Raw genomic sequence first — 14,138 nt, forward strand, 5'->3', positions numbered from 1 at the left:
AACTGTCGTATTATCTTTTTATTGTTTCATTCTAAAATTGGATGACTATAATAATCATCTATTTGCTTTTTACAAATTATCAACAGACCAATCAATTTACATTCTCTTTTCTTAACTCATTTTATTAAAAACAAAAACCAATTATTCTAAAATTAACCATTTAAAATATTGATTCCTTATTATTCAGCTAAAATAAACTTTTCAATCAATTCAGCTACACCATCTTCATCATTGGACTTAGTGATATAATCTGCTCTCTCCTTTATTTTATCTCTAGCATTAGCTACAGCTACTCCTAAACCTGCATATTCTATCATTTCTAAGTCATTAAAGCTATCTCCAACAGCAATTATCTCTTCAGACTTCAACCCTAAATCATCTACTAATTGGGATAAAGCATTACCTTTAGATACTTCTTTATTCATAATTTCTATAAAATTGGCCTTAGATCGGGTAATATTTAGTATATCACCAAGCTCTTCTTTTAATCTCTCTTCTATCTGATCTGCTTTCTTGATATTCTCTTCTACTATTAATAATTTTGTCGAAGGTCTGTCCACAAAATCACTAAGATCCTCTTGTATTAAAACAGGCTTTATCCCTGAAATTTCTTCATAATAATCTGCTTCAACACCTAATTTATTGACATATAGAATATCATCAATATATACATTTAAATGTAAATCTTCTTTTTTTACTATATCGATAATCTTATGAACAGAATTTAAATCAATTGGTTTATGCATTATAGTCTTAGTTGAATCTATCTCTGTGACTAAGGCTCCATTATATGTAATAGCTTTACCAGATAGCTCCAACTCTTTTAAATGGGGTAATGCCGAAGAGAACATTCGCCCAGTTGCAATTACAACTTTAACACCTTTATTACTTGCTGATTTAATTGCTTGTTTAGTCCTATCGGAGATACTTAAGCCACTAGGCAGTAACGTATCATCCATATCAATTGCTATTAATTTATATTTCATATTCCTTAATCCTCCCGATAATCATTTTAATATTTCAGTAATTTTAATCAACTATCTCTATTTCAACCTTAATAATTCATTAACTAATTTAAAATTCCTGTTATCTTTAGGTTATAATTATTCTCATGTGATTTGCCAAATCCTCTTGCAATTAAAAATGAAATGAAAAATAACAAAAGACCTAATCCTATTCTTGCTAATTCTGTATCTATTCCCAAGGCTACTCCAGCTAAATAGCCCACTACCAATCCCACTAATGGTAGTAAGTAGATAAATACAGCAGCATTTAAAAGATTACTCTCCTCCATCTCTAAGATTACCATATCCCCTAATTTAGCCTTGAAATCATTATCAACTATCAATTTCATATCATCACCCTTATGGCAACCACCACATTTACCACAAGCAGAATGTTTTCTAATTACTACCTCTACTTTATCGCCATTATCTAAAACAGATATTACCTGAGCAAACTGTCGCATATTAATTCCTCTCTTCTTCAAATTAATGATTAGCAATTAGAATTTATCATTAATATCATTAAATTTATTACTTTGTAAATTTAAATATCACCTCCATCAATTCATTAATAATTTCATCACCATCTTCATTGGCTACAGCATTCTGTACACAGCCATGAGTATGTTTTTCCAAAATAGTCATTCCTACCTTTGTCAGTGCCCCCTTTACAGCAGCAACCTGTGTTAAAACATCCACACAATACTTCTCTTCATCTATCATTCGCTGTATCCCACGGACTTGACCTTCAACTCTCTTTAATCTATTAATTAATTGCTCTTTATCAGAACTATATGAGCTCATATTATTCCCTCCTTAAGTCACTAATCTAGTCTATATTAAAATTATACAATATAATTAGATAAATTTAAAATTTAAGTTTCGAATAACCTTAAATTCAAAATAAAAACCCCACCTTTAAAGGTAGGGTTTCCATTCTAACTAACCTCATAACCTGCTGCTCTAACCTCGTCTTTTAATTTATCAAATTTGCTCTCATCTTCATTAAACTTTACTTCAACTTTACCCATTTCCAAGTTTACTTTAGCTTCTTCTACTCCTTTTACATTCTCTAGAGCAGATTTAACAGCAGCTTTACAATGTTGACAAGACATTCCCTTTACTTCAAAAGTTTCAGTTTTCATTATTTACCCTCCTAGATTAATTATATTATATGGGTAGTTAGCTTTTCCTAACACCTCCCCACCTACCTTCTAACTATCGCTTTTTCTATCTGTTCTGCTATTTATATATTAATTATTCTGTACTCGTTGTTAATTAATCATACCTTAAATTTTTCCACCATTTGTTGCAAACTCTGGGACATGTGAGCTAGCTCCTGTGAAGAGGTGGCAATCTCATCTGATACTTTACCCATCTCTGAAGAGGATATAGATAAATCATCACTGTTTTGAGCAAGGTTTTGAGCAGATATGGCTACTTCATTAATATGCTCCACAGTCTTCTCTCCATTATTCTTGATCTCTATAAATAAATCTTCTGTCTCTTCTAGTACATTCTCTACAGAATTCAACCCTAACTTGGCCTTCTTCTGGATAGTATTGATCAAACTTTTAATATCTTCTGTTGATCTACCAGTCTGTTCAGCTAATCCTCTAATTTCATCAGCCACTACTGCAAAGCCACGCCCCGCTTCACCTGCTCTAGCTGCTTCAATTGTAGCATTAAGTGCTAACAAATTGATTTGCTCTGCTATATCAGTTATTAACTCTACTACTTTACCTATCTGATTCGAGCTATTATTTAAGTCTTTAATAATTTTTACAGTATTAGACATAGTATCTTTGACACTTATGCTATTTTGCTCACTTTTATCACTAGCTAATTGAGTCAAGCTGGCAGTTTCTTGACTACTAGCTGATATCTGTTCTATATCTGCTACTATATCATTAATCATATCACTGGTATTAGAAACAATAGCACTACCTTCCTCCGCTGAAGCAGATAGTTGCTGACTATAAGATGATAGATGCTCTACAGAGCTCTTTAAATTAATTATAACTTCTCTTAAATTACTCTTCATTATATTTAAAGCTTGTGCCAAATCGCCAATCTCATCTTGACTATTTATCTCCAGATTATTATCACTCAACTCTCCATCAGCTATTTTTTGAGCAAAACCAATAGATTCTGAAATCGGAGTTACTATATAATTAGCTAAAAGATAACCTAGTACCATAGCTATCAATAATGATACAATTAGAGCATATATTACTTTATTTGTTTCACTAGTAACCTCGGAATGTACAGCTTTATCCTCAATAGTCACTCCAAGCCCCCACCTTACCTTTGGTACAGGAGCATAAGCCACTATTTTATCTACACCTTCATAGACATATTCAACTATTCCCTCTTTTCCTTGCATGACCTCTTTAACAGGTGGTAAGTGGGAGGCATCATACATATTTTCTACTAAACTTTGATCAGGATGATAAATCGTCTTTCCATCTTCAGATACTATATAAAGATATTCAGAATCTCTAAACTTAATTTGGGAGGCTAATCCTCTTAAAAATGATAAATCAAGTTCGGTAGCAATCACCCCTATTACTTGACCATTATTTTTAATTGGGACAGCTAAAATAATAGTTGGTACATGGCGACTTCTTGAATAGATTACATTAGAATAATAAATTTGACCTTTAATCCCTTTTTTATAATATTCTCTGTCACTTCTGTCACCTAGCTCACCCATCACCTTATAAATCTGCTTTCCTTCCTTATTCAATACAGATATATTAGGAATTGCATCATATTCTTTTACAATCTCTTTTAATAATTGCTCCATTTCAATATTAGGATTCATCCCTTGCATAACTTTATTGTCAGCTACCATTGTCATTAAATTTTCCACATCATTAATTACAATTCCCAATTGATTCTTTACATTATCTAGCATTTGCTTCTGTTCTCGGTTAATAGATTGATGGGTATTATCTATAACCCGCTTTATGATAATAGAATTTGTAATTAACAATGGTAATAACATTACTATCACTATTATTAAATTCAACTTTAATTTCAGACTTTTTTGTAAGAACATATTATTTCCTCCTTATAGCATAAAATATTAAACTTATAAACTTGTTCTTGCTATAAGATTACTATGTATTGATATTTTTTTATATTCTAATAGGAAAATTATACATAATATTCCTACCATAATCATTGTTATTAAGCTAAAAAACTATGTTCTTAGAAAAAACAAAAAGAAGCCACAAAATGTGACCTCTTTTCCTAGGATAATGTTTTTTACTTGGAGATGCAAGCTATCACCCATTTGCGTGCGTCCATTAAGTATTATTACCAGTAGTATTTAATTTATACACTATTATTGAAATTTTTCAGTAATATTAGCACAGAATATAGATATGATAATCTAGAGTTAAAAAATATGGGGATATTGCGAGACTTTTAAAATTAGCGTGAGTTGGTGTGTGAGTGTGAGTAAACCCTGATAAAAAGAAGTTTTACACACACTCACACTCATAGCTCACACTCGATACAAAGTGTCGCTTTATCTCTATAGTCAGCTACTAAATATATTAAATTCCAAACTAAAATCAAAAGTTACATCGTCTTATGATGGAATTAATAGTTCTTGACCTACCTGTAAACTAGATGGATTAGTTATATTATTTAAAGCTGTTAATGCTTCTATAGTTGTATCAAATTTTCTAGCAATCAACCATAAGGAATCTCCACTTTTAACTACATATCTTAGATTACTCTCTCCTACTTCTCCACTATCTACTTCTTCTTCATCACTCACATCTACAACTACAGGTACTCGCACTAACTCTGTAACCATTATCTTAGCTTCTATAATTATGCTATTATTGATAGTCCTATCACCCTCTAAGGTTGCTCTTATTCTGTCTACCCTTGCCTCTACATATACTCTATTATCTTCATCTAGCTTGGGAATATCGATAAATTGGCTAAAGGAGAAAGTATCTCTAACAGCATACACAGGTTGCTCAGGGGCCGTGGAGACATACAGATGGTTAAACTCTCCTTGCCCATCTATAACAATCCCATCATCTAATCTATCTACATTGACTTGATTAATCTGGGCTGAGCTTCTAATCACCTTAGCAGCCTCAGGTTGATTTTCAGCAACAACTGTCTCTTTATTAACTAAAAACTTGGTCTTCTCTTCTTTGATTGACCTTTCTACCAAGATATACTCTTTTCTAGGGTATAAATCTGTCTCTATAATCTCAACAGGTAATTCTATTTCCTCTTCAGTAACTACCAATATATTAAATTGTATTGTATAGTTAAACTTAACCCTATTTGCCCCTTGGAAGATATTATTTTCTTGCAGAATAATCCCTTCTACATAAGCCTCCATATCATCCCTGACACCATCTACATCTAATCTCTGATCAAAATAATTTGTTATCTCTCTACTTATAATCTGGCCATTACCATTTATATAAAGAATAGTTGTTGTTAGTTGACCTCTAACAATAACTGTATCTCTTCTGGTCTCTACAGTATTAATTATCAGTTCTGATTCCATAGCTAATATGTCTCTAGAACTTTCTACCCCCTCAGGTAAGGTCTCTACTCTGCTAATAGTTATCTCCTTTTCAGTCTCGACTATACCTTTTTGTAGCTGATAGGGTCTAGTAATTATCTTATATCCATCTTCTTTGACTACATAATTTAAATTATCTTGTCTATAGATTGTAACCTCATAAGTAATAGGGAAGATTAACCTTACTCTCCTATCAGTAACTTGTGTAGCCTCTACTTGACCTGGAATTATATCTACATCAACTTCCATACTTGACCTTACCCCTTCAAAGGTTACTATCTCATCAAATTGAACAGTACGTTGATAAGTTATCACTCTACTACTATCATCTACTGGTCGATAAGTAATAAACCACTGCAAGACCCCATCTATCTTAACCTCTCCACCTCTGGGAGTAGCCCTAATCACCTCTAATCTTGCTCCACTATCTATGATCTCATCTATGTCTGGTAAATCTGCTGGTATATTTATAGTCCTTTCAATCTCACGACTATACTCATTAATCTCTACCAACTTCTCAATTGGAATTCTCTTTGGCATCTCTCTTATCCCTCTCTTCCCTTTGAAGATGAATCACCCTCTTAATCAACTTAGGTCTAAAATTCATTCTGCTTTTTGCCATATTATATCCTCCTTTCCTTCCTTATTAGCATTATATGCAGAAAGATTAGATAGTGATAAAAAGAAAAGGTGACCGAGTATGGTCACCTTAATAACTTTATTTAATATTATATTGTTGTTTGTGATAGTAGAAAATCTGAGATAATTGAATGATATTATGACACTTTCGTATCAGGAATCGGGAATCTGGAATCAGTCTGTTTTACTGATATCTGGTTCCTGACTCCTGATTCCTACAAATATCGCAACCCCCCCATTAATCATCCAAAACATCTAACATAAAGCTATTAATAATACTTAAAATAATGGAGCCAAAGATAGCAGCCAATAAACCTGACACATGGAAATTAGCTACTAAACTTGCTGTAATTAATAACATAAGTCCATTAATCACAAATAAAAATAATCCAAAACTTAAGATAGTTAAGGGTAAAGTAAATAATGTAAATACAGGTTTAATAAAGGTATTTACTAGACCTAGAATTAAAGCTGCCCAAAAACCTGCACCCAAGCCCCCTATGCTAATTCCTGGAACTATCTTTGCTGTCAATACCAAAGCTAACATAGTAATTAACAACTTGACTATTGCCTTCAAAATAATCACTCCTTTATTTAGTGATGAAGTGTGAGTGCGAGTGTGAGTGAAAAGAAAACAGCTTATTACTCTCTAATTCACAATATATCTCCAAAGTTTAGCTATAAAATATACAATACCATAACCTCAAATATTTATATAATCAATTAAGAAAAAATTTCTTATCTTTACTCACACAGACAACTCATACTCACACTGTTCTTAAGGTTCAATATGCTTATCTAAATACTCTCTAATCTGACTAGCAATCTTATCACTAATTCCTTCAACCTCTGACAACTCTTCAATTGTTGCCTGCTTAATCTTTCCTAGAGAACCAAAGTAATTCAATAATGAGTCACGTCGCTTAGATCCCACCCCAGGGATTTGATCTATCATCGAATGGGTTAAACGGCGTGAGCGTAACTTACGATGATAACTGACAGCAAAGCGATGAGCCTCATCACGTACTCGCTGAATCAGATATAAAGCCTGAGAATCCCTAGGCAGAATAATCGGTTCACTCTGCCCTGGCAGAAAGACCTCCTCTTCCCTTTTGGCTAAACCAATCAGTTGTTCTCCAGGCCTTCCAAGCTTAGTTAGTATTTCTACAGCAGCCCCTAATTGACCTTTTCCACCATCAATCAAAATCAAATCAGGAAACTCTTTACCCTCTTCTAATAATCTAGAATAACGACGAGTCACAACCTCACTCATCGAAAGAAAATCATTATTTCCTTGCCCATGCTTAATCTTAAAGCGACGATAATCACTCTTTTTAGGTTGACCATTTTCAAAAGCCACCATTGAAGCCACTGTATCAGTTCCTTGCACATGTGAGATATCAAATCCTTCTATTCGATAAGGAGCCTCTTCTAAACCTAAATACTCTTGCAATTCTACAACTCCTGTACTTGCCTTGAAAGATTGAAACTTCTGCTTAAAACGATACTCCTTAAGATTATAACGAGCATTTCGATAAGCCATCTCTACTAATTCTCTCTTTTCACCAATCTTTGGCACCTTTAATTGCACCTTAGTACCTTTACGTTTATTCAACCATTGATTAATCAATTCCAAATCTTCAATCTCAATCTCTAAAAGAATCTCCTCAGGTATATAATAAGCATTGTCATAGTATTGTTGTAAAAAAGCAGTCAGAGTTTCTCTTAAATCATCACTATCTTCAAAGATAAAATCCTCTTTGCCAATCAATCTACCACTTCTCACAATTAATAGCTGTACACAAGTATCATTATCAGCCTGAGCCAATGCTATAATATCTTGGTTGATTAATTTATCAGAGACTATCTTCTGCTTTTGAGTAACCTTATCTATTGCTCTAATCTGATCCCTTAATTTAGCAGCAACTTCAAAGTTTAACTCTGCTGCTGCCTTCTCCATCTGACTTTCTAATTCCTTGACTAAATTACCCTCTTTTCCTTCTAAAATCATGATAGATTTCTCTATCAATCTATTATATTCCTTAACGCTGATTTCGTTAATACAAGGTGCTACACATTTTTCAATGTGAAAGTTAAGACAGGCCCTCTTTTCTTTCTTCTCTGTTAAATCTCTTTTACAGGTTCTTAGCTTAAACATATCATGTAACAGCTCTAGAATATCATTGACCGCTTTAGCATCAGTATAGGGCCCAAAGTATCTAGCACCATCACTTTTAACTATTCTAGTCTTAAAGATTCTAGGATAGACCTCATCTAAGGTTACCTTAATATATGGATAGGTCTTATCATCCTTAAGTTGAATGTTATATTTGGGATGATACTTTTTGATAAGATTATTCTCTAAGATTAAAGCTTCTACTTCAGTATCTGTGATGATATAATCGAAGTCAACAATATTCTCCACCAATACCTTGGTCTTAAATCTCTGATGCTTAGAACTTTGAAAGTAAGAACTAACTCTATTTTTTAAAGACTTGGCCTTACCAACATAGATAATCTTACCTAGATTATCCTTCATCAGATAAACACCAGGTTCTTTAGGGAGGTTCTTTACTTTTTCCTTTAGTTTCATTAATATCAACCTCTTAGATTCAATATCATTTTTAATCTCAGGTTTCGCCTGAGGGCGAGTTACCTTTTTCCTTGATGAAAAAGTAACCAAACCTACGGGTTCATTCTTAAATTTATTACGGAAGGTTTTTTTATTAAAAACCTGTAGGGAACCCTTCGTGATAAATCCAATCAAGAAGAAAATATACCTACAAGTCTATAGATCAAGACTCTTCGTGGCAGAGCCCACTCACTACGCAATCAAAGTACTAATTATTATCACTAATCATATTCTTCATTTAAAATTTGATTAAACTCTAAATTCTAGTTCAATTTTTGCTTCGTTCAAACATTAATTTTCTTAGATTTAAAAACCTTTAAATTATTTTAATTATCAATTGCTAATTGTAAATTCAAAAGTATCACAATATCTCTATATTAGTTTTTCTACTAACACAAGGAGTTAAATTAGAGATTTATAATGCAATTTTTAATCTTTTAACTATAAACTATCAACCATACACTATACACTGCCTTTAAAGTATCTTTTTAAGAAACTGTCCTGTATATGACCCTTCAACTTCCGCTACTTCCTCTGGACTTCCTGTAGCAATCACCTCTCCACCATTGATTCCACCTTCTGGACCTAAATCAATGATATGGTCGGCAGATTTAATTACATCCAGATTATGCTCGATTACTAGGATAGTATTGCCACCTTCCTTTAATCTTTGTAATACTTGCAATAGTTTATTTACATCTTCAAAGTGAAGCCCTGTTGTTGGCTCATCTAAGATATAAATAGTATTACCTGTATTCATCTTACTCAATTCAGTGGCTAACTTGATTCTTTGGGCTTCTCCTCCTGATAAGGTAGTTGAAGGTTGTCCCAATCTAATATAGCTCAATCCAACATCATATAGAGTCTGGAGCCTACGTTTAATAGTAGGAATATTCTCAAAGAATTCTAAGGATTCTTCTACTGTCATATCCAATACATCGGCAATTGTCTTTCCTTTATATTTAACATCTAGAGTCTCTCGATTATAACGCTCTCCCTTGCATACTTCACAAGGGACATAGACATCAGCTAAGAAGTGCATCTCAATCTTAATAATCCCATCACCTTTACAGGCTTCACAGCGTCCTCCCTTAACATTGAAGCTAAAACGTCCTTTCTTATAACCACGCTCTTGGGATAGCGGAACTTTGGTAAAGACATCACGGATATAATCAAAGACCTTAGTATAGGTTGCAGGATTAGAACGAGGAGTTCTACCTATAGGTGACTGGTCGATATTGATTACTTTGTCCACTTCTTCTATACCTAATACCTCATCATGCTTACCTGGTCTTAACTTAGATTTATAAATTTCTTGCATCAATTTACGATTTAAAATCTTATTAACCAAAGTACTTTTACCAGAACCTGAGACTCCAGTTACACAAGTAAAGGTTCCTAAAGGTATTTTTATATCTATGTCTTTTAAGTTATGCTCTTTAGCTCCCTTAACTTCAAGATATTTACCATTAGGCTTCAATCTCTCTACAGGCACCTCAATCTTCTTCTTCCCAGATAGATATTGCCCTGTAATAGACTCTTCTACCTCCATAATCTCCTTAGCAGTACCTGCTGCTACTACCTTTCCACCATGGCGACCAGCCTTAGGACCGATATCAAGAATATGGTCTGCTGTCCTAATAGTATCCTCATCATGCTCTACAACTATTACTGTATTTCCTACATCACGAAGATGCTCTAAAGTATTGATTAAACGCTCATTATCCCGTTGATGCAACCCAATACTTGGTTCATCTAAGATATAAATAACTCCTACCAAACTAGAACCAATCTGAGTAGCCAATCTAATCCTTTGAGCTTCTCCACCAGATAATGTTCCAGAATTACGGCTAAGGTTTAAGTATCCTAAACCTACATTGAATAAGAAACTCAACCTTGCTCTAATCTCCTTTAGAATTTCAGTAGCGATAACCTTCTTAGAACCTGATAATTCAAGATCAGTAAAGAATTTATAAGCATCTTCAATAGATAGGTTGCTGATTTCAGCAATAGATCTATTAGCAACAGTTACTGCTAAAATCTCTGGTTTTAAACGAGCACCTCCACAATCAGGACAAGGCCTAATACTCATATAATTCTCTAATCTTTTGCGAGCACTTTCTGACTTACTCTCCCTTGCTCTTCTGTGAAATAAACTGATCAAACCTTCAAATTCTATTTCATGCATTCTAGTTCTACCTCTGCGATTAGTATATTCAAATTCTACATATCCTGTATCTCCATAAAGTAGCACATTTATAAATTCCTCATCAACCTCTTTTAGAGGAGCATCAGGATCAACACCATACTTATGAGCTAGAGCATTGATAATCTGTGGATAATAGGTACTACTTGAACCTTGCCAAGGAATGATAGCCCCTCCATTGAGTGACTTATCGTAGTCTAAGATTAAATCAGGGTCAAATTCCCGTTTATTTCCTAAACCATCACAGGTGTCACAAGCACCATAAGGGCTATTAAAAGAGAACATCCTTGGTGATAATTCTTCCAAACTGATTCCACAATCAGGGCAGGCAAAGTTCTCACTAAATAACTGTTCTTCTCCATCAATAACATCTATAACTACTAACCCTTCTGCTAACTCTAAAGCTTGCTCTAAAGATTCAGCAAGCCTTGCTTCTAAATCAGCTTTCATAATCAAACGGTCTACTACTACTTCAATAGAATGCTTGATATTCTTATCTAATTCAATATCTTCTGCAATATCCCTAATCTCACCATCAACTCTAACTCGGACAAATCCTTCCCTCTGTACTCTAGCTAGAATCTCTTTGTGCTCTCCTTTTCTTCCTCTAACAATTGGAGCTAAAATCTGAAACTTAGTCCTTGCTTCTAATTCCATCACCTGGTCAACAATCTCCTGTACTGTCTGCGAAGAAATTTCTTGTCCACAACTTGGACAATGAGGAGTACCGATACGGGCATATAGTAACCTTAAGTAATCATGAATCTCTGTTACCGTCCCTACTGTTGACCTTGGATTCTTACTAGTAGTCTTTTGATCTATCGAGATTGATGGTGATAGACCTTCTATGTATTCTACCTTAGGCTTTTCCATCTGTCCTAAGAATTGGCGAGCATAAGCTGATAAGCTCTCTACATATCTTCTCTGCCCTTCAGCATAGATAGTATCAAATGCTAAGGATGACTTGCCCGAACCACTCAGTCCAGTAATAACTACCAGTTTATCACGGGGTATCTCTACATCTATATTCTGCAAATTATGTTCTTTCGCACCTTTGATTATAATCTTATCTTTAGCCATTTATCTTCACCTCTTCATGAGTTTATTAATTTTTTGTAATTAGTAAATATTTTAAGCTTATATATTAATTATTATTTTTATCTAAAATAATACACTAAATAATAAATTTCCATCAATATATGTGACTCTAGAATTTAATTTAAACATAAGACTCTATAGGGATATTGCGACAGTTTTAGGAATCAGGAGTCAGGAACCAGTTATCAGTAAAACAGACTGATTCCCGATTCCTGACACGAAAGTCTCCTAATATCATTCTAAAGTTGGATGACTATATCTATCGTTCTCTCTGAAAATTAATTAGCAATCACTTAATCATTATATCAGTAATTATTACTGATTACAACTTATCAATTCTTCTAACTTATAAATTATCTTATCCAACTAATTAAAATCATTATGTTAAATAGGATAAGAAAATCAATTCTTTCAATTATTTCATTTATAAACCCAAAACTCTTTTTTTCTAATGATAAAAATCAAAAAACTAACCATTGCTCAATGGTCAGCTTTTTTACCTCTTAATCACCATCTCTTCTGTACTTATCATCTTCTGAGCATAATGCTCATATCCCTTCTCCTTTATTAAATCAATACAAGCCTGTCTATCAGAACGAAAGATCAAAGCAAATACTTTAGATATAAAATTATTAAACATTTTACATTTACTCTGATTCGAAAATTCTTTGCAATCAGCACAACTTAAGTAACTATTCTCTATACAACAATTTCTAACCTTACACCAAGTAGCTCCTTCATTCTGATGACAACCTGAACATCTTCCCTTTAAGTATTTCTTACAAGCCCCACAATACAGACCACAGTAAGCTATCAAGTTTTTATCAGCAACTATCTTCTTCAAGACCATCATCTCCCTATTATGACTAGCTTATCTAAATTATAACAGAGAAAATTGGACAGCAGTATGTCATATTTAAAAATATTTTTTTAAGGTTTTTTCTAACTTAGCCTTTATTATATCTCTTATTCTCATCGGTTCTATAACTTCAATATATTCTCCAAGACCAAATAGAAAATCATATAACCATTCATTCTCCCAAATTTCTGTTTTAATTATCGCTGAGTCATCCTCCAATATTTTGAAGGATCCTCTTGGAAAATATTCATAAGATCTTTCAATATACTCTTTATCTACCTTTAAGACCAGTTTTACTTTATCAGTTATATTATTAGAATCTAAGCATTCTTGAGGAGTTCCTTTCTTTCTAATAAATTTTTGCTGATTGATAGTCAAATCTCTTATTCTAGAGATCCTAAAAATTCTAAAGTCCTTCCTCAATCTACAATAACCATAAATATACCATGAATATCCCTTTAAAATTATAGTCAATGGCTCTACTTTTCTTGAAGTTCTTTGATTTTTATTACTTAGATAAGAAAATTCTATTAAAAGATTATTTTTAATTGAATTTTTAATTAAATTAACCTTTTCTGTTAATTCTTTATTATTGCCCCAAGGACTATAATCAATAATAAAAGTCTCTTCTTTCTCCTCTAAATCTGGATTAAATCCTTTCAATTTTTCTAAAGTATTTTCTAAATCAGAATCAGGTAAGATTTTGCTAACTCCTTCTAAAGCCTTTATAATTGTTTCTAGCTCTTCTATCTTAAATATATTTTTATCCATTTTATAATTATCTAAGATACTGATACCACCATCTATCCCTTTAGTCGTTACAACTGGTATACCCGCTTTATTTAATGTTTCTACATCTCTATAAATCGTTCTTCTAGAAACCTCAAAATTATCTGCTAACTCTTTAGCAGTCATCTTTTCTTTATTAATTAATAACATTATTATTGCTAATAATCTATCTATTTTCATCTATTAACCACCTCTAGTGATAAGATAACTTCTTTAAAAATTGAATAAATTCCTCTTGTAGTTTAATGAATATAAGGAATTATACTAATTAAATTTTAATATAGATAGATTGAATTAAATAATTTCATTAATTAAAAATCAATAATTCAACTTATTTAGCAACG

The 14,138-nt window shown here is 32.8% G+C and carries 11 protein-coding genes; all 11 read right to left on the bottom strand.

Going from position 1 to position 14,138, the window contains the following annotated elements; genetic code table 11:
- Window positions 1–179: 179 nt before the first annotated feature.
- Window positions 180–986, bottom strand: a complete 807-nt coding sequence (locus ACTCDL_RS07205; RefSeq protein ID WP_463175445.1) for a Cof-type HAD-IIB family hydrolase — start codon at window positions 984–986, stop codon at window positions 180–182.
- A gap of 83 nt (window positions 987–1,069) precedes the next feature.
- Window positions 1,070–1,468: a SoxR reducing system RseC family protein gene (locus tag ACTCDL_RS07210; protein ID WP_463175446.1), complete on the bottom strand. Its 399-nt coding sequence runs from the start codon at window positions 1,466–1,468 to the stop codon at window positions 1,070–1,072.
- Window positions 1,469–1,535: 67 nt separating this feature from the next.
- Window positions 1,536–1,808, bottom strand: coding sequence for a metal-sensitive transcriptional regulator (locus ACTCDL_RS07215; RefSeq protein WP_463175449.1), 273 nt, complete (start codon window positions 1,806–1,808; stop codon window positions 1,536–1,538).
- A gap of 134 nt (window positions 1,809–1,942) precedes the next feature.
- Window positions 1,943–2,149, bottom strand: coding sequence for a copper ion binding protein (locus ACTCDL_RS07220; RefSeq protein ID WP_463175450.1), 207 nt, complete (start codon window positions 2,147–2,149; stop codon window positions 1,943–1,945).
- 137 nt (window positions 2,150–2,286) lie between these two features.
- On the bottom strand, window positions 2,287–4,068 hold the full coding sequence (locus ACTCDL_RS07225; RefSeq protein WP_463175452.1) for a methyl-accepting chemotaxis protein: 1,782 nt from the start codon (window positions 4,066–4,068) through the stop codon (window positions 2,287–2,289).
- A gap of 537 nt (window positions 4,069–4,605) precedes the next feature.
- Window positions 4,606–6,111 carry a DUF3794 and LysM peptidoglycan-binding domain-containing protein gene (locus ACTCDL_RS07230; protein ID WP_463175454.1) on the bottom strand — a complete coding sequence of 502 codons (1,506 nt, stop codon included), beginning with the start codon at window positions 6,109–6,111 and terminating at the stop codon, window positions 4,606–4,608.
- Window positions 6,112–6,448: 337 nt separating this feature from the next.
- Window positions 6,449–6,787 carry a phage holin family protein gene (locus ACTCDL_RS07235; protein ID WP_463175455.1) on the bottom strand — a complete coding sequence of 113 codons (339 nt, stop codon included), beginning with the start codon at window positions 6,785–6,787 and terminating at the stop codon, window positions 6,449–6,451.
- Window positions 6,788–6,988: 201 nt separating this feature from the next.
- The gene (gene uvrC / locus ACTCDL_RS07240) at window positions 6,989–8,803 is read right to left on the bottom strand and encodes an excinuclease ABC subunit UvrC (protein ID WP_463175456.1); all 1,815 of its coding nucleotides are present in this window, start codon (window positions 8,801–8,803) and stop codon (window positions 6,989–6,991) included.
- A gap of 514 nt (window positions 8,804–9,317) precedes the next feature.
- Window positions 9,318–12,128 carry an excinuclease ABC subunit UvrA gene (uvrA, locus tag ACTCDL_RS07245; protein ID WP_463175457.1) on the bottom strand — a complete coding sequence of 937 codons (2,811 nt, stop codon included), beginning with the start codon at window positions 12,126–12,128 and terminating at the stop codon, window positions 9,318–9,320.
- Between the two features lie 514 nt (window positions 12,129–12,642).
- On the bottom strand, window positions 12,643–12,996 hold the full coding sequence (locus tag ACTCDL_RS07250; RefSeq protein ID WP_463175459.1) for a DUF3795 domain-containing protein: 354 nt from the start codon (window positions 12,994–12,996) through the stop codon (window positions 12,643–12,645).
- Window positions 12,997–13,062: 66 nt separating this feature from the next.
- Window positions 13,063–13,974: a helix-turn-helix transcriptional regulator gene (locus tag ACTCDL_RS07255; protein WP_463175461.1), complete on the bottom strand. Its 912-nt coding sequence runs from the start codon at window positions 13,972–13,974 to the stop codon at window positions 13,063–13,065.
- Between the last annotated feature and the right edge of the window lie 164 nt (window positions 13,975–14,138).

The organism is Orenia sp., assembly GCF_055140805.1.

Bases quoted from the DNA above. Each gene is read 5' to 3' on its own strand.
- ACTCDL_RS07250 (WP_463175459.1), bottom strand. From the start codon at position 12,996: ATGGTCTTGAAGAAGATAGTTGCTGATAAAAACTTGATAGCTTACTGT.
- ACTCDL_RS07255 (WP_463175461.1), bottom strand. From the start codon at position 13,974: ATGAAAATAGATAGATTATTAGCAATAATAATGTTATTAATTAATAAA.
- ACTCDL_RS07210 (WP_463175446.1), bottom strand. From the start codon at position 1,468: ATGCGACAGTTTGCTCAGGTAATATCTGTTTTAGATAATGGCGATAAA.
- ACTCDL_RS07225 (WP_463175452.1), bottom strand. From the start codon at position 4,068: ATGTTCTTACAAAAAAGTCTGAAATTAAAGTTGAATTTAATAATAGTG.
- ACTCDL_RS07215 (WP_463175449.1), bottom strand. From the start codon at position 1,808: ATGAGCTCATATAGTTCTGATAAAGAGCAATTAATTAATAGATTAAAG.
- ACTCDL_RS07205 (WP_463175445.1), bottom strand. From the start codon at position 986: ATGAAATATAAATTAATAGCAATTGATATGGATGATACGTTACTGCCT.
- uvrA (WP_463175457.1), bottom strand. From the start codon at position 12,128: ATGGCTAAAGATAAGATTATAATCAAAGGTGCGAAAGAACATAATTTG.
- ACTCDL_RS07220 (WP_463175450.1), bottom strand. From the start codon at position 2,149: ATGAAAACTGAAACTTTTGAAGTAAAGGGAATGTCTTGTCAACATTGT.
- uvrC (WP_463175456.1), bottom strand. From the start codon at position 8,803: ATGAAACTAAAGGAAAAAGTAAAGAACCTCCCTAAAGAACCTGGTGTT.
- ACTCDL_RS07230 (WP_463175454.1), bottom strand. From the start codon at position 6,111: ATGCCAAAGAGAATTCCAATTGAGAAGTTGGTAGAGATTAATGAGTAT.